At 74.6% G+C, this 16,072-nt stretch carries 13 protein-coding genes and 1 pseudogene; 7 read left to right on the forward strand and 7 right to left on the reverse strand.

What is annotated here, in order from left to right; genetic code table 11:
* The first annotated feature begins 1 nt into the window (after window position 1).
* On the forward strand, window positions 2-631 hold the full coding sequence (locus BDZ31_RS04125) for a VTT domain-containing protein (RefSeq protein ID WP_183339265.1): 630 nt from the start codon (window positions 2-4) through the stop codon (window positions 629-631).
* 10 nt (window positions 632-641) lie between these two features.
* Here the strand turns inward: BDZ31_RS04125 and BDZ31_RS04130 are convergent, their stop codons facing one another.
* Genes BDZ31_RS04130 through BDZ31_RS04140 form a run of 3 tightly spaced genes read right to left on the reverse strand, consistent with a single transcriptional unit; the run spans window position 642 to window position 3,857 of the window.
* Complete coding sequence (locus BDZ31_RS04130) at window positions 642-1,310, reverse strand: response regulator (RefSeq protein ID WP_183339267.1); 669 nt, start codon at window positions 1,308-1,310, stop codon at window positions 642-644.
* Window positions 1,307-2,524, reverse strand: a complete 1,218-nt coding sequence (locus BDZ31_RS04135) for a PspC domain-containing protein (RefSeq protein ID WP_183339269.1) — start codon at window positions 2,522-2,524, stop codon at window positions 1,307-1,309. Before BDZ31_RS04135 ends, BDZ31_RS04130 begins: the two co-directional genes overlap by 4 nt.
* Window positions 2,517-3,857: a PspC domain-containing protein gene (locus BDZ31_RS04140; protein WP_183339271.1), complete on the reverse strand. Its 1,341-nt coding sequence runs from the start codon at window positions 3,855-3,857 to the stop codon at window positions 2,517-2,519. Before BDZ31_RS04140 ends, BDZ31_RS04135 begins: the two co-directional genes overlap by 8 nt.
* A gap of 313 nt (window positions 3,858-4,170) precedes the next feature.
* On the opposite strand from BDZ31_RS04140, the gene BDZ31_RS04145 reads away from it, so the two are divergent.
* From BDZ31_RS04145 to BDZ31_RS04155, 3 genes are all read left to right on the forward strand, one after another.
* Complete coding sequence (locus BDZ31_RS04145; protein ID WP_183339273.1) at window positions 4,171-4,695, forward strand: DUF6328 family protein; 525 nt, start codon at window positions 4,171-4,173, stop codon at window positions 4,693-4,695.
* Between the two features lie 53 nt (window positions 4,696-4,748).
* Complete coding sequence (locus tag BDZ31_RS04150) at window positions 4,749-5,267, forward strand: hypothetical protein (RefSeq protein WP_183339275.1); 519 nt, start codon at window positions 4,749-4,751, stop codon at window positions 5,265-5,267.
* A gap of 115 nt (window positions 5,268-5,382) precedes the next feature.
* Window positions 5,383-7,647: a metallophosphoesterase gene (locus tag BDZ31_RS04155; RefSeq protein WP_343075516.1), complete on the forward strand. Its 2,265-nt coding sequence runs from the start codon at window positions 5,383-5,385 to the stop codon at window positions 7,645-7,647.
* 74 nt (window positions 7,648-7,721) lie between these two features.
* On the opposite strand, the gene BDZ31_RS04160 is transcribed toward BDZ31_RS04155, so the two are convergent.
* Entirely contained in the window at window positions 7,722-8,513 is a 792-nt protein-coding gene (locus BDZ31_RS04160) for an ABC transporter permease (protein WP_183339277.1), read from the reverse strand.
* Complete coding sequence (locus BDZ31_RS04165; protein ID WP_425492716.1) at window positions 8,510-9,508, reverse strand: ATP-binding cassette domain-containing protein; 999 nt, start codon at window positions 9,506-9,508, stop codon at window positions 8,510-8,512. The genes BDZ31_RS04160 and BDZ31_RS04165 overlap by 4 nt, the downstream gene beginning before the upstream one ends.
* Before the next feature lie 77 nt (window positions 9,509-9,585).
* On the opposite strand from BDZ31_RS04165, the gene BDZ31_RS04170 reads away from it, so the two are divergent.
* Complete coding sequence (locus BDZ31_RS04170; RefSeq protein WP_183339281.1) at window positions 9,586-10,338, forward strand: TetR/AcrR family transcriptional regulator; 753 nt, start codon at window positions 9,586-9,588, stop codon at window positions 10,336-10,338.
* An 8-nt stretch (window positions 10,339-10,346) separates the two neighbouring features.
* On the opposite strand, the gene BDZ31_RS04175 is transcribed toward BDZ31_RS04170, so the two are convergent.
* Window positions 10,347-11,966 carry an ABC-F family ATP-binding cassette domain-containing protein gene (locus tag BDZ31_RS04175; RefSeq protein ID WP_183339283.1) on the reverse strand — a complete coding sequence of 540 codons (1,620 nt, stop codon included), beginning with the start codon at window positions 11,964-11,966 and terminating at the stop codon, window positions 10,347-10,349.
* 246 nt (window positions 11,967-12,212) lie between these two features.
* On the opposite strand from BDZ31_RS04175, the gene BDZ31_RS04180 reads away from it, so the two are divergent.
* Window positions 12,213-13,046 carry an AraC family transcriptional regulator gene (locus tag BDZ31_RS04180; protein WP_183339284.1) on the forward strand — a complete coding sequence of 278 codons (834 nt, stop codon included), beginning with the start codon at window positions 12,213-12,215 and terminating at the stop codon, window positions 13,044-13,046.
* Between the two features lie 16 nt (window positions 13,047-13,062).
* Here the strand turns inward: BDZ31_RS04180 and BDZ31_RS25805 are convergent.
* Window positions 13,063-15,325 (reverse strand): annotated as a pseudogene (locus BDZ31_RS25805) (molybdopterin-dependent oxidoreductase).
* A gap of 130 nt (window positions 15,326-15,455) precedes the next feature.
* Here BDZ31_RS25805 and BDZ31_RS04190 point away from each other — a divergent pair.
* Window positions 15,456-16,034: a TetR/AcrR family transcriptional regulator gene (locus BDZ31_RS04190; RefSeq protein WP_183339286.1), complete on the forward strand. Its 579-nt coding sequence runs from the start codon at window positions 15,456-15,458 to the stop codon at window positions 16,032-16,034.
* Window positions 16,035-16,072 lie beyond the last annotated feature (38 nt).

Raw genomic sequence — 16,072 nt, forward strand, 5'->3', positions numbered from 1 at the left:
CGTGCTCGACAAGATCACCGAGGTGGCGCGGGATGCCGTCACGACGGCCGGCTACCCCGGCATCTTCGCGGCGATGGTCGCGGAGAACGTCTTCCCACCGATCCCCTCAGAGGTCGTCCTCCCGCTCGCGGGCTTCGAGGTCGACGCCGGCAAGCTGGAGTTCCTGCTCGTCGTCCTGGCGGCGACGCTCGGCTCGCTCGCCGGCGCGCTGATCCTCTACGCGATCGGCCTCTACGGCGGCCGCCCGCTGACGCTGCGCTGGGGCAGAGTCCTGCGCGTCACCGCCGCCGACCTCGACCGCGCCGAGCGCTGGTTCGACCGCTGGGGCGACTGGGTCGTGCTCGTCGCGCGGGTGATCCCGATCGCGCGCAGCGTCGTCTCGATCCCGGCCGGCATGATGCGGATGACCTTGCCGCGCTTCATCGTCCTGACGACGATCGGCAGCCTCGTCTGGAACCTGATCCTGGTCTACGCCGGCAAGCAGCTCGGCGCCAACTGGGAGGACGTCACCGACGTCGTCGAGAGATACGGGCTGCCGCTGAGAATCCTCGTCGTGCTCGGGTGCGTCGCCGGGCTCGTCTGGCTGCTGCGCCGCCGCGCCCGCCGCGGCGACGCGACCCCGGCCGCGTAGCGGCGCGCCGCTAGATCATCCGCCGCTGCGCCGCCCACCGGGTCAGCTCGGCGCGGTTGGAGAGCTGCAGCTTGCGCAGGACGTTGGAGACGTGCGACTCGACCGTCTTGCGCGAGATGTGGAGCCTCGCCGCGATCTCCTTGTACAGGTAGCCGCGCGCGATCAGCAGCAGCACGTCCTGCTCGCGCGCGGTCAGCTGGTCGAGCTCGGGATCGGCGGAGGCGCCCGGCGCGCCCGCTCCGCCGTCGCCGCCGCCGCTGCCGAAGGCGTCGAGCACGAAGCCGGCCAGCCACGGCGAGAAGACGGCGTCGCCGTCGGCGACGCGGTGGATCGCGTCGAGCAGCTCGTCGGGCGCGATCGACTTCGTCACGTAGCCGCGCGCGCCGGCGCGGATCACCGCGACGACGTCCTCGGCGGCGTCGGAGACCGACAGCGCGAGGAAGCGGACGCCCGGCCGCTCGGCATGGACCGGGCCGATCACCGCCTGGCCGCCGCCGTCGGGCAGGTGGACGTCGAGCACGACGACGTCGGGGTCGAGCGAGCGGATCAGCGGCACCGCCTCCTCGACCGTGCCGGCCTCGCCGACGACGTCGATCGTCGGGCCCAGGCCGGCCTTCAGGCCGGCGCGGAAGATCGCGTGGTCGTCGACGATCACGACCTTGCGCAGCGGGCGGTTCATGGCGTCTTCCTCGGCAGCGTCAACTCGATCTCGGTGCCCTCGCCGGGCCGGGCGTCAATCGTCGCACGGCCGCCGTGGCGGGCCATCCGCGCCTCGATCGACTCGCGCAGGCCGCGGCGGTCGGGCGCGACGAGGGCGCGCTGGAAGCCGCGCCCGCGATCGCGCACGAAGACCGACGCCTCACCGTCGGTGACGCGGGCCAGCACCGAGACCTCGTCGACGCCGGCGTGCTTGGCGGCGTTCGTCATCGCCTCGCGCGCGGCGGCGACCAGCGCCTCGAGGTCGGCGTCGAGCGCCGCGTCGCGCGGCTGCACCAGTCTGATCCCGACGCCATAGTCGGCCTCGACCTCGTCGGCGGCGTGGCGCAGCGCGGCGGCGAAGGTCTGCGGAGCGCCGGCCTCCTCGCCGCCGTACAGCCACGCGCGCAGCTCGCGCTCCTGACGGCGCGCCAGCAGCTGGGCTCTGCGCGCGTCGGAGGTGCGCTGGATCAACGCGAGCGTCTGCAGCACCGAGTCGTGCAGCCGCGCGGCGACGAGCGCTCGCTCCTCGGTGCGGATCCGCTCGCCGCGCTCTGCCTCCGCCTCGACGCGGGCGCGGCGCAGGCGCGGGCCGACCAGCAGGCCGATCCCGGCGGCCGCGATGCTCGCGGCGATCGCCGCGGAGACGAACGCGGTCGCGTCGGCGCCGAGGCGCAGGAACAGCAGCGCGCCGCCGCCGACGAGCATCAGGCCCAGCAGCGTGCGGGCGACGTCGCGGGAGTCCGGCATGCCGGCCTGGGCGGCGAGCTCGGGGACGCTCGGCGCGCTGTCGGGCGACGCCTGGCGCCAGATCAGCGCCAGCCCGCCGAGCAGCAGGACGCCCGGGCCGAGCACGTCGAGCGGCAGCAGGATGCCGCTCTGCGACAGCACCGCGGCGCCGACGAACAGCAGCATGCCGAGCCCGAGCGCCTCCTGCGCGCGATGGCGGTACGGCCGGTGCGGGGCGCCGGGCGGCGGGCCGGGCAGCAGCAGGACGGCGGCGAGGTAGACGGCGATCCCGATCCCGCCGGCGACCGCAGCGACCGCGAAGGCGAGCCGCACCAGCACCGGGTCGACGCCGAGCGCCTCCCCGAGCCCGCCGCACACCCCGAACAGCACGCGGTGCTCGGCCGAGCGGACGAGCGGTCTGCGCGGGGCGGGCGGCGCGGGTGCGGCGTGCGGCGGCCGCTCAGCCACCCGGCGCGACCACCGAGGCGGAGCCGAGCGCGACGTCGGCGTCGAGCTGGAGGACCGGCGGGACCACCCGGGCGCGGCTGCCGGCTCGCCGCGCTGCGGCACGGTCGCCATCGCCCCGGCGCCCGGACCCTCGTCTCGCGCTGTCGGCGGCGGCCGCGCGCGACCGTCGCTCGGCCGCGACCTCGCGCGCGAGGCGGTTGACGCGCGCGACGCCGGTCGGCTCGGTCGGCCCGACCGACTCGACGCGCACGCCGCGCGGCAGGAAGACGGTCAGCGAGCCGGCGGCGACGCGGGCGCGCAGGTCGGTCGCGCCGGCCGGGAAGCTGACGTCGCGCAGGTCGAGGTCGAGCGATCCCACGCCGAGACGGTACTGCGAATGCAGATCGCCGGCCGTCGCCGGCCGCTCGCTGCGATCGCCGACCCCGCCGATCGCCGCGAGCGCGACCGCGCCGGCCGTCGCGATCGCGGCGAGCACGAGCGCGATCGTGCCGGCGACCAGCAGTCCGGTCCGCTGCTTGCGCCGCGGCCGCTCCGGGACCGTCGGTACGTGGACGGCGGTCGGCGCGGCGGCGCTGAGCACGGCCGTCGGTTCATCCGCGGGGTCGGCGGGCGGCTCGGCCCGGTCGGCGGCGCCGCCGCGCACCGCGGTCTGATCGTCGGTGCCGCCGCGTACCGCGGTCTCGTCCGCGGCGTCGGCGGGCGGCGCGGCCGGCGGCTGAGCTGGCACCGCCGGCCGCGAGACCGGCACCGGCAGCGGCGGGATCGCCGATGCCGCCGTCGATGCGGCGGCGTCCGCGCTGACAGCCGCGGCCGGCCCGGACGAAGCCGGCGCGACGCCGGCGGGCGGCGCCGCCGGGGACGGGGCCCCGGGGGCGACCGGCGCCGCCGGCGATGGCGTCCCGGAGGCGGCCGGCGCCGCCGCGACCGCGGGGCCGCGCGCGTCGCGGATCGCGAGCCAGACGATCGCGAAGCCGGCGAGCAGGAGCGAGCTGCGCGACAGCGCCGGCCAGACGAGCTGGCCGGGCTCGAAGCCCGCGGCCAGCAGCAGGAAGCCGGCCGACAGGACGACCGTCCAGCCGAGCAGCTGCTCGCGCCCGTCGGCCGGCTCGCCGCCGAGCAGCACCCGTCCGTCGTCGCGCGGGACGATCAGCGCCCCGGCCGCGTAGGCCGCGAGCACGAGCGGGAAGGCGAGCGCGGCGAGGAGCGCGGCCGCGGCGCGGACGAGCAGCGGCCGCACGTCGAGCGTGCGGGCGATGCCGCCGCAGACGCCGAGCAGGACGCGGTCGCCGGAGGCGCGCCGCAGCGGCGGCGCCGGGGAGGCGTCGTGAGGCATCGTGGGGGTCCTTTCGGGCGGTTCGGGGACGCGGGCCGGCCGCGCCCTCCGGGTCGGGGTCTCAGGTCGTGCCGATCACGATGGAGCAGCGCCGTGCGCGCCACCATCCGGCATGACCCGGAAGCGACCCTGAGAACGCTCCGGGACGGTGCAGGGTCGCGACGCCCGCTGGTCCGGGCGCGGGCGGCTCGGCGCCGCGGCGGGACGGTGCCGGGCCGCGGCGCCCGCCCGTCCCGACGCGGGCGGCTCGGCGCCGCGTCGCGATGCCGCGCCGCATGCGCCGCCCGATGCGCGGGAAGGTTGAGTGGGGCGAATGGCCGAGACGACGACACCCCACCGCGGCGCCACGGAGGAGGAGGTCGGGCCCCACGGTCGGCACGAGACCGAGTCCGAGCGGCTCGACCGCAACCTGCTCGAGCTGCTCAACGAGCTGCGCGTCGCGCTCCCCGGCGTCCAGGTGCTGTTCGCCTTCCTGCTCGCCGTCCCGTTCCAGCAGGGCTGGAGCGACGTCACCGCCTTCCAGCGCGACGTCTACTTCGCGACGCTCTGCTGCGCGCTGATCGCGACGGCGCTGATGATCGCGCCGACGGCGTACCACCGGCTCAACTTCCGCGCCAGACGCAAGCGCGAGCTGGTGATGATCTCCAACCGCCTCGCGATCGCCGGCGTCGCCTTCCTCGCGCTCGCGCTCGTCGGCACGATGGTGCTGATCGCCGACTACCTCTTCGGCGCGGTCGCGACGGCGGTCTTCGGCGGCCTCGCGCTGCTGCTGTTCGTGCTGCTGTGGTTCGTGCTGCCGAAGGCCAAGGACCTCGGCAGCGAGAGCGACGCCGAATGAATTAACATCTCGGTCAAATCCGCGCGCGAGCGGGTCGTTACGGTGAGGCGTCGATGCCGGCCCTCTCCGCAACGCGCCGCCGCCTGGCGCTCATGCTCGCGCTCGTCCTGATCGTGGCGGGGGCGGTCGCCGTCGCGGCGGTGGGCGGCGACGACGCTCCGGCGACCGTCGTCAAGGACGCGCACTTCATCGACGCCGACGAGCCGGGCGTGCTCACGTTCGAGAATGGCGACTGCTTCCGCGACCCGGAGAAGAATCGCGCGCACGGCGAGGAGATCCTCAACACGGTCGAGTGCGTCGGCGCCGACAACGAGGTCTTCGCCTTCCTCACCCTGCCCGACGGCCCGTGGGACGCCGCCGCGGTCGAGCGCGAAGGGGTCGCCGGCTGCGAGCGCGCCTTCGGAGAGCTGTGGGGCGAGCCGGGCTCAGGGCCGGCGAGGCTCGACGTCTATCCCGTGCTGCCGACCGAGCGCTCCTGGACCGGCGACGGCGACCGCAACGTGATGTGCGTCGTCTGGTCCCACCTCGGCGAATTCACCGCCGACCCGATCTCGCAGCGGGCGCAACGATGATTCACCTCGTCTTCACCGGCAGGTAACGACTCGCCGCCGGCGCGCGGGAAGCATCGACGTCGGTGCGGCCGCATGCCGCGCCACATCCCTCACCACGATGAATGAAGGAGAGCGCGTGACGTCCCTCCGTCCCGCTTCATCGCTCGCCGCCGGCAGGATGCTGCGGCGGGCCCTCTCGGTCTGCGCCGTCGCGACGGCGCTGCCCGCGGCCGCCCTGGTGCCTGGCACCGCCTTCGCGGCCGACGCCCCGATGCCGGCGATCGAGCGCTACGCCCCGTCGGCGTTGCCCGACCGCGTCGTCCTGATCCCGACCGACGACCCTGCGCGCAGCCAGCGCGTCAACTGGCGCTCCAACGCCGAGACGCCGAAGGCCCAGATCATCGAGGCGCCGGCCGCGTTCGGCGACGTGATGGTCGGCAACAGAGCGGTCGACGGCACCGACTACACGAGAATCGTGACCGTCGAGGCGACGACGACCGAGATGGACCCGAAGACCGGGTACAGAAACCGGTACCACATGGTCGAGTTCAGAGACCTGAAGCCGGGCACCCGCTACGCCTACCGCGTCGGCGACGGCAGCGACCCGACGAGAACCGGCTCGGGCGCCGGCAGCATCAACAACTGGAGCGCGTGGGAGGACTTCACGACCGCCGAGGCCGACCTGGAGCCCTACTCGTTCATCTACTTCGGCGACGCGCAGAACTACATCGACTCCTCGGTGCCGCGCGTCTTCCACCAGGCGGTGCTCGACCGCCCGGAGGCGAAGCTGATGCTGCACGCCGGCGACCTGATGAACCAGACCGGCACCTCCGACTCCTCCCTGCAGGTGCAGGACAAGGAGTGGGGCGAGTGGTTCGCCGCCGCCGGCTACAACAACCAGACGCGCAACGTGCTGGCGACGCCGGGCAACCACGAGTACAACAGCTCGACGGCGATCTCGGCCTTCTGGAAGCCGCAGTTCCCGTTCCCGGAGAACGGCCCCAGAGGCGCCGACGGCAGCGTCATGGAGGCGGTCGAGCGCAGCGCCTACTTCGTCGACTACCAGGGCGTCCGCTTCATCTCGCTCGACTCCAGCCCGCTCCAGAACGGCCCCGTCCAGCAGGACGTGCTCGAGGCGCAGACGAGATGGTTCGAGGAGGTCCTGAGCGATCCCGAGCGACCGAAGTGGACGGTCGTCACCTTCCACCATCCGATCTTCGCCGGCACCAGCTCGCGCAACAACCAGCTCGTGCGCGACAACTGGAACCCGCTGATCCGCAGATACGGCGTCGACCTCGTCCTGCAGGGGCACGACCACGTCTACAACCGCGGCAACATGGTCGCCGACGACAGCGCCGCCGACCCGGCGAAGTCGCACGGGCCCGTCTACTCGATCTCGGTCTCCGGCGGCAAGATGTACGCGCTCAACGCCGGCCAGAACTGGACCGCCAACGGCGCCAGACGCCGCGTCTTCGAGCAGAACATCCAGCTCTACCAGCTGATCGACGTCAAGCAGAACTCGCTGCTGTACCAGGCGCGCCTGGCCAACGGGAAGTTCTTCGACGGCTACCGCGTCGACAAGCCCGGCGACGGCTGGGACAACCCGAAGACGGTCACCGACCTCGAGCGAGATCCCGACGCGAGCCCGGTCGCGCCGGGCGAGGCGCGCGGCACGAGAACGACGCTCGGCGCCTCCAAGCGCCAGATCGGAAGCGGCGAGCAGGTCGTGCTCGAGGCGCGCGTCAGCCGCAGAGCGGTCGGCAGCGTGCAGTTCCACGACGGCGGCGCCGCGCTCGGCGAGCCGGTCGAGCTGGAGGACGGCGTCGCGACCTTCCGCACCGCGGTGCTCGGCGTCGGCGGCCACGCGCTGACGGCCGCCTTCACGCCGGATGACCCGACGAGATTCGCGGCCTCCAGCTCCGCCGGCGTGCTCGTCACCGTCGGCGACGGCTCCGGCGGCGGCGGGCAGGGCCCGAAGGGCGACAAGGGGGACAAGGGCGACCCGGGCGAGCCCGGCCCGGCCGGTCCCGTCGGCGCCGACGGCAGAGACGGCGCGCCCGGCCCGGCCGGCGCCGCCGGTCCCGCCGGCCCGGCCGGCCCCGTCGGCCCGAAGGGCGACAAGGGCGACAGAGGCCTCAACGGCCGCGACGCGCTCGTCACCTGCAAGGTGACCGGCTCCGGCTCGGCGCAGAGAGTCAAGTGCACGGTCACCTACGGCGCCCGCAGCGCTGCGGCGAGAGCGAGAGCGACCGCGAGAGCGCGCCTCCTCAGAAGAGGGCGCACGTACGCGAAGGGCCGCGTCCGCGCGCTCAAGCCGACGCGCAAGGTCTCGCGCGGCCGCTACACGCTGCGGATCGCGCAGGGCAAGAGAATCGTGACCGCGAAGGTCGCGGTCCGCTGACCCGCCGGCGCGGCCGGCCGCTCGCCGCGGCCGGCCGCGGCCGCCCGCGGGACGCAGACCTCCCGGTCATCGGCCTACTTCGACATCGCCTGGTACTTCCGCACCGCGAGCGGGGCGAAGATCGCGGTCAGCACGAGCGGCCAGACGATCGCCATCTCGATCGCGTGCTGGGCGACCCAGCTGTCGCTCGCCGGGCCGCCGTTGCCGAACAGCTCGCGCGCGGCGCCGACCGTCGAGGAGAGCGGGTTCCACTCGGCGATCGTCTGCAGCCAGCCGGGCATCTGCGACGGCGAGACGAAGATCGACGAGATCATCGTGAACGGGAACAGCAGGCCGCTGACGTTGCCGGCCGTCTCGATCGAGCGGATCTGCAGACCGGTCCAGATCCCGATCCACAGGACCGAGAAGCGCAGCAGCAGGAGCAGCAGCACGGCCAGCAGCGCGTTGACGATCCCGTCGTGCCAGCTCCAGCCGACGACGAGGCCCATCGCGATCATCACGACGAAGTTGACGACCGCGTTGATCATCGCCGCGACGCAGCCGCCGCCAAGGATCGCGACGCGCGACATCGGCATCGCGCGCAGCCGATTGGTGATCCCCCGCTCGGTGTCCATCGCGATGCCGAACAACGTCTCGGTGATGCCGAAGGCGGCCGCCATCACGAACAGGCCGGGCATCAGGTACTCGCGGTAGTCCTCGCCGCCGGGGACGACGATCGCGCTGCCGAAGACGTAGCCGAACAGCAGGATCGACATCACCGGGAAGGCGAGCGTCCAGGCGATCCGCGACGGCTCGTAGCGCCAGTGCAGCAGGTCGCGCTTGGTCAGCGTGAGCGTGTCGGAGATCGTCCAGCGCAGCGAGCTCATGCCGCCACCTCCTCGGCGTCGTCGGGGGTCGGGTCGGCCTCACCGCCGTCGGCGCGGCTGCCGGTCAGCTGCAGGAAGACGTCGTCGAGCGTCGGCTGGCGCAGCGCGACGTCCTCGACCGCGACGCCGGCGGCCTGCACCGCCTGCAGCACCTCGGTCAGCGACGCGACGCGGTCGTGGACCGGAGCGCTGACGCTCCGGCGCGAGCGGTCGACGACCGGCTCGGCGTCGGAGACGCGCGCGAGGATGCCCGCCGCGGCGGTGACGCCGTCGTCGTCGCGCAGCACGAGGTCGACCTGGCTGGCGCCGAGGCGGCGCTTGAGCGCGTCCGGCGTCCCCTCGGCGATCACGCGGCCGCGGTCGACGACCGAGATCTTGTCGGCGAGCTGGTCGGCCTCGTCGAGGTAGTGGGTCGTCAGCAGCACCGTCGTCCCGCCGGCGACCAGCTCGCGCACGACCGACCAGACCTCCATCCGGTTGCGCGGGTCCTGGCCGGTCGTCGGCTCGTCGAGGAACAGCACCTGGGGCGCGGTGATGAAGCTGACGGCGAGGTCGAGCCGCCGCTTCATGCCGCCCGAGTAGCCCTTCGCCTGGCGGTCGCCGGCCTCGGTCAGCCCGAACTGCTCCAGCAGCTCGGCGGCGCGCCGCTTCGACTCCCGCGGCGAGAGGTGGTGGAGACGCCCGAACAGCTCGAGGTTCTGGCGGCCGCTGAGGATCTCGTCGATCGCGTCGGTCTGGCCGGTGAGGCCGATCCGCGCGCGCACCTCCGGCGCATGCGCCGCGACGTCGAGGCCCGCGACCTCCGCGCGGCCGCCGTCGGCCCGCAGCAGCGTCGTGAGGATCGAGACGGCGGTCGTCTTGCCGGCTCCGTTGGGCCCGAGCAGGCCGAGCACGGTGCCGGCCGGCACCTCGAGGTCGAGCCCGTCGAGCGCGACCTTCTCGCCGAACCGCTTGCGCAGCCCCGCGGCGACGATGGCGGGTCTGCCATCTGTCACGGCATCGCTCCCTTCGTGAATTGGGTACAGCGTACGCTGCATTGCGTACACCATACGCACTTATACTGCGGCGTGCAATGGCGAGCCGGTCCAGAGACGCGCGAGCTGCCTTCGAGCAGACGATGGAGCTGCTGTGGGGAGCGAGCCCGCGGCCGGCACGCGGCCCGAAGCCGAGACTGACACGCGAGCGGATCGTCGAGGCGGGGATCGAGATCGCCGACCGCGACGGCCTCGCGGGCGCCTCGATGCGCGCCGTCGCCGGCGCGCTCGACGTCGGGACGATGTCGCTCTACCGCTACGTGCCGAGCAAGGACGCGCTCGTCGACCTGATGTTCGACGCCGTGCTCGCGCGGCAGCCGAAGGCCGACGCGCTGCCCGGCGACTGGCGCGCGAAGCTGGAGGCGCTCGCCCGGCTCGACCTCGCCCTCTACCTGCGCCACCCGTGGATCCTCGAGGTCTCGATCAACCGCCCCCCGCTCGGCCCCGGCGTGCTCGACACCTACGAGTCCGTGCTGCATGCCGTCGCCGACAGCGGGCTGCCGATGCGGGAGCTGAACGCCGCCGCCCACGGGCTCGCCGCCTACGTCCGCGGCGCCGCCCAGACGAGGCTGACCCAGCTGCGCGTCGCGCGCGAGAGCGGGATGAGCGACGAGGAGTGGTGGTCGGAGCGCAACGACTTCTGGGAGCGCTACTTCGATCCCGGCCGCTACCCGACGCTGACCGCGATCTACGCCTCGGGCGCCTACGACGACCCGCCCGACCCGTTCGACTGGGGCCTGCAGCGGCTGCTCGACGGGATCGCGGCGCGGATCGACGCCACCCGCGAATAGCGCGCCGCTCACAGCGCCAGCTCCCGCTCCAGCCGCAGGCCCTCGCGCAGCCGCAGGTCGTGGGTCGCGACGACGAGCGCGCCGGGCCATTCGGCGAGCGCCGCCTCCAGCGTCTCCAGCGAGGCGACGTCGAGGTGGTTGGTCGGCTCGTCGAGCAGCAGGCAGGTCGCGCGCCGGTGGCCGAGCAGCGCCAGCTCCGCGCGCGTCCGCTCGCCGGGCGAGAGCGTCGCCGCCGGCCGGGTCGCGGCGTCGGCCTCCAGCCCGAACGAGGCGAGCGCCGTGCGCGCGTCGGCCTCGCCAAGGCCGGTCTGCTCGCGCACCGCGGCGACCAGCGGGCGCGGATCGGCGGCGAGCAGGTCGCGCGCCTGGCCGAGCTGCGCGACGACCGCCGTCGGCGCCAGCCGCCGACGGCCGGCGGTCAGCTCCAGCTCGCCGGCGAGCGCCGCCAGCAGCGTCGACTTGCCGCTGCCGTTGGGGCCGCGCAGCAGCAGCCGCTCGCCGTGCCGGAGCTCCAGGTCGAGCGGACCGAGCGCGAAGGCGCCGCGGCCCACCACCGCCCCCTCCAGCGCGACGACGGCCCCGCCGCGCCGCTCCGCCGCGGTCAGCCGCAGCCGCAGCGGCCGCTCCTCCCACGGCTTGTCGGGCACCTCGATCCGCTCGGCCCGTCTGGCGACGACGCTCGCGCGATGTCTGACGCCGTCCGCGCGCGACTTGACCCATTCCTTCGCGTGCTTGTCGCCGTCGTTGGGGCGACGCGCGAAGCGGCCGGCCATCGCATTCGCACGGCGGCGCGTCTCGGTCGCGGCGGCGGTCAGCTGGGCGCGCCTGGCGAGCGCCTCCTCGTGCTCGGCGAAGGCGCGCTCGCGCGCGGCGTCGCGTTCGCGCTCGTAGGACTCCCAGCCGCCGGCGTACGCGGTCGCGCTGCCGTCGTGCGGGTCGAGCGCGATCACCTCGCGCGCCGCGTCGGCGAGCAGCGCGCGGTCGTGCGAGACGAGCACGACGCCGCCCGCGCGCTCGGCCAGCAGCGCGCGCAGCCGCTCGAGGCCGTCGGCGTCGAGGTGGTTGGTCGGCTCGTCGAGCAGGACGACGTCGAAGCGGGCGGTGCGCAGCGCGGCGAGGCCGGCGCGCGCCGCCTGGCCGCCCGAGAGCGTCCGCAGCGGACGGTCGAGCAGCCCGTCGTCGAGGCCGAGCTCGGCCGCGGCGGCGTGCAGCCGCGCCTCGGCGTCGGCGCCGCCGAGCGTCACCCAGCGGACGAGCGCGTCGGCGTGGGCGTCGATCGCGTCGAGCTCGCCGGCGTCGAGCCGCGCGGTCTCGCGGTCGAGCGCGCGCGTCGCCGCAGCGACGCCGATCCGCTCGAGGATCGTCTGGCGCACGGTCGCCTCGCCGGCGGCGCCGTCGTCGGCCGCCAGCTGCGGCAGGTAGCCGATCGTGCCGTGGCGCGCGACGGCCCCGCCGTCGGGCGTCTCCAGCCCGGCGGCGATCCGCAGCAGCGTCGACTTGCCGGCGCCGTTGGGCCCGACGAGCGCGATCCGGCTGCCGGCGTCGACGCGCAGGTCGACGCCGTCGAGGACGGTGCGCTCGCCGTGGCGGCGGACGATTCTGCGGGCGTCGAGCAACGCCGATGACATACGGACTCCTTCGGGGCGCGATCTCTACGGGGCGGGGCAGGCGCGGGGCCTGCGAGCGGGGTGACAGCCGCGGCGACCGGTGCGGGACCGGTGCTCGTTCGTGGCGGCTGTTATCGAGATCTGCGCATAAGAACGGCTGAAAAGCCGGCGGAGACCGTAGCACGGCTGTTGCGGATGGCGCAAGGGCGCGCGACGAATCGCCGCACCGCGCCGCGCCGCGGAGCCGCGTGTTACAACGGTGCGACGATGACGCGACGCGCCGCCCCGCTGGAGAACACGCGCGGCATCCTCGCCCCGGCCTCCGTCGCGACGACCTTCCGGCTCGCCCGCTTCCCGGTGGCGCCCGACCTCGCGCACGCCGTCGAGCGCCACTGGACCGTCGCCTGGGACCTGCGCGGTCGCGCGCCGTTCACGCAGGAGATCCTCAACCACCCGAACGTCAACCTCTCGATCGAGCCGGAGGGCGCCTTCGTCTGGGGCGTCGGCACGACCCGCACGCGGCACCGGCTCGACGGTCGCGGCTGGGTGCTGGGGACGAGATTCCGCGCCGGCGGCTTCCGCGCCTTCGCCGGGATCCCCGTCGCGCGGCTGACCGACCGCGTCGTCCCGCTCGCCGAGCTCTTCGGCGTCGCCGACGCCGCCGCGCTGGAGCGGGCGGTCCGCGCCGGCGAGGGGCCGGAGGAGCGGATCGCGCTGGTCGAGGCGTTCCTGCGCGAGCGCGACGCGGGGCCCGACCCGCGCGTCGCCGAGGTCGCGGCGATCGTGCGGATGCTGCTCGACGACCCGTCGATCACGCGCGTCGACCAGCTCGCGCGCCGCTGCCACCTCTCCGCGCGCACGCTCCAGCGGCTGTTCCACGACTACGTCGGCGTCAGCCCGAAGTGGGTCGTGCAGCGCCAGCGGCTGCACACCGCGGCCGAGCGGATCGCGGACGAGCCGGGCCTCGACCTCGGCCGCCTCGCGCTCGACCTCGGCTACTTCGATCAGGCCCACTTCATCAACGAGTTCAAGGCGGTCGTCGGCCGCCCGCCGGCCGAGTACGCCGCCGCCTGCGCGGCAATCTCGGCGCTGGCGGCGTAGCCGGCGGGCGCCGCCGCTACCCGACCGCCTCGACCCGGGCCGGGACGTGCTTGTGGAGCGGGGTCAGCGCCAGCGGGTCGCGGTGCTCCAAGGCGGTCAGCTCGTTGAGCGCGACGCCGGTCACGACCGGCGCGCCGTCGTCGTCCGGGTAGTCGACCCCGAGGCCGTTGGGCAGCGAAACGTGGCCGGGCTGCATCGCCTCGCTGACCTCGACGACCGCCTCGACCGCGCCGCGCGCCGTCGTCACGCGGGCGCGCCCGCCGCTCTCCAGCCCGAGCCGCTCGGCGTCGGCCGGGCTGACGCGCAGCGCGCCCCGCCCGTCGCGCTTGCGCCATGACGGGTCGCGGATGATCGTGTTCGCCGTCGAGCTGCGGCGCTCGCCGGCCGACAGCACCAGCGGCAGCTCCTTGGAGGTCCAGCGCGGCGGCTCGGCCGGCAGCGCGCGCAGCTCCTCCAGCAGCTCGGGGATCTCCAGCGCGATCCGCCCGCCCGGCGCTCTCACGTACCTCCACGCGTCCTCGTAGTCGTCGAGCGTGAAGGTGATCCCGGAGCGGCCGGCGAGCATCGCGTCGAACAGCGCCTCGCCGAGCGCCGGCCCCTCGCCCGCGTGGCCGGCGCGGCGGACGGCGTCGGGGTAGGTGAGCGCGCAGCGGTGGGCGAGGCCCCACAGCGCCGCGGCGCTCGCGGCGCCGTCGGGCAGCGTCGGCCCGAGCGTCTCGTACAGCGCCCACGGCGCCAGCGCGGCCAGCCGCGGGTCGGCGCCGGCGGCGGTCAGGAAGGCGGTCGCGAACTGCGGCCGGCCCTCGCGCGCGGCGGCCCGCAGCGGCTCCAGCGCGGCGTCGGGCAGCGGCGCCAGCGCGCGCACGATGCGGGCGTGGATCTCCGGCTCGGGCAGCGTCCCCGGCAGCGGCTCCAGCAGCGGGGCGCGCAGGTGGAAGGTGTTGCGCGGGAACTCGAGGTTGAAGAAGGTCGCCTCCCACTTCTCGAACTGGCTGGCGGCCGGCAGCACGTAGTCGGCGCAGCGGGCGGTCTCCGTCATCGCGACGTCGATCACGACGACGGTGTCGAGCGCCGCGAGCGCCTCCCGCCAGCGGGCCGAGTCGGCGAGCGAGTGGGCCGGGTTGGCGCTCTCGACCAGCATCGCGCGCAGCCGCCGCGGGTGGTCGGTGAGGATCTCGCCGGGGATCGCGTTGCACGGCACCATCCCGCCAAGGATCGGCGCGCCGGTCACGGGCGTGCGCGGCACGTCGACCTTGTAGCGCGCGAGCGGCGCCATCCACGAGTGGAGGTGCATCGCGCCCCGGCTTGCCGAAGCTGCCGCGCAGCAGCCAGATCAGCTTGTCGAGGTACGAGCAGAGGACCGAGTTGGGCGCCTGCTGGATGCCGAGGTCCTCGAAGGTCGCGACCGACTCGGCGGCGCCGATCCGGCGCGCGGCCGCCTCCAGCTCCGCGAGCGGCACGCCGCACGCCTCCGCGCAGGCGCCGATCGGCACCGCGCGCAGCGCCGCCAGCACGGCCTCCGAGCCGGTCGTGTGCGCGGCGAGGAAGGCGTCGTCGACGCGGCCGTCGCGCACGAGCAGCCCGAGCAGCGCGGCGAGGCACCAGGCGTCGGTGCCCGGGCGGACCTGGAGGTGGTGGTCGGCCAGTCTGGCGGTCTCCGTCGCGACCGGGTCGATCACGATCAGCGCGCGCTGCGGATCGGCGGCGATCTCCTTCAGGACGACGCGGGCGCGCGGGAACGACTGCGACTGCCACGGGTTCTTGCCGAGGAAGAGCGCGACCTCGGCATGCTCGAAGTCGCCGCGCGTGTGGCCGCCGTAGAGGTGGGCGTCGACGAAGCCCTCGCCCATCTTCTCCTGCGCCAGCGCGCTCGAGCGGTATCTCGCCCCGAGCGCCGCCATCACCGCGCGGGCGTAGGCGCCGCCGAGGTGGTTGCCCTGCCCGCCGCCGCCGTAGTAGAAGATCGTCTCGCCGCCGTGCTGGTCGCGGACGGCCGCCAGCCGCGCCGCGACCTCGGCGATCGCCGTCTCCCAGTCGATCTGCTCGAAGCCGCCGTCGGGCCGGCGCCGCAGCGGGCTCGTCAGCCGGTCGCGGCCGTTCTGGTAGTGGTCGAGCCGCAGCGCCTTGTTGCAGGTGTAACCCTGCGAGGCGGGGTGGGCGCGGTCGCCGCGGATGCGCGCGAGGCGGCGGCCGTCGAGCTCCACCTCGATCCCGCAGTTGCACTCGCAGAGGATGCACGCGCTCTGCCGCCAGGTCCGCTCCTGCTGCGCTTCGGCCATCGCTCCACCCTCCGCTCGCGCGCGTCTCGCGCGAAATAGGACGCCTGTCTTAGTGCTTGCCGACCCTACTAGGATGGGTGTCCTAGTCAAGCGGGTTCTCCCGCGTCCACGGAGCGGAGCAGGTCCTCAGATGGCATCGGACAGCCGGGAGCGAATGGTGCGCAGCGCGGCCTTCCTGCTGCGCGAGCACGGCTACGCGGGCACCGGCTTCCGCGACGTGATCGCCCACAGCGAGGCGCCGTGGGGCTCGATCTACCACCACTTCCCCGGCGGCAAGGCGCAGCTCGCCGAGGAGGCGGTGCGCTACGCCGGCGACCTCGTCGCGCAGCTGATCGAGCACAGCCCGCCCGACGACCCGGTCGCGACGCTGCGCGGCTTCATCGCGATCTGGAGACGCGGGCTGGAGGAGAGCGACTTCCGCGCCGGCTGCCCGGTCGTCGCCGTCGCGACCGAGGCGCCGGCCGATCAGCCGGCGCTGTCGCAGGCGGCCGCCCACGCCTTCGCGCAGTGGGAGCAGGCGCTCGCCGCGACGCTCCGCCGCGCCGGCATACCAAGGGCCCGCTCCCGCCGCCTCGCGACGATCGTCGTCGCCTCGATCGAGGGGGCGATCGTCCTCGCCCGCGCCCGCCGCACCACCCAGCCGCTCGACGACGTCAGCAGAGAGCTGGAGCTGGTCCTGCGAGCCGCGATCGCCGACGCCGCCGCCTGACCTCGGAGGTAATCGACGCGGTGACGGCGCCGCGGGAG

Source organism: Conexibacter arvalis (genome assembly GCF_014199525.1).
Classification (GTDB): domain Bacteria; phylum Actinomycetota; class Thermoleophilia; order Solirubrobacterales; family Solirubrobacteraceae; genus Conexibacter; species Conexibacter arvalis.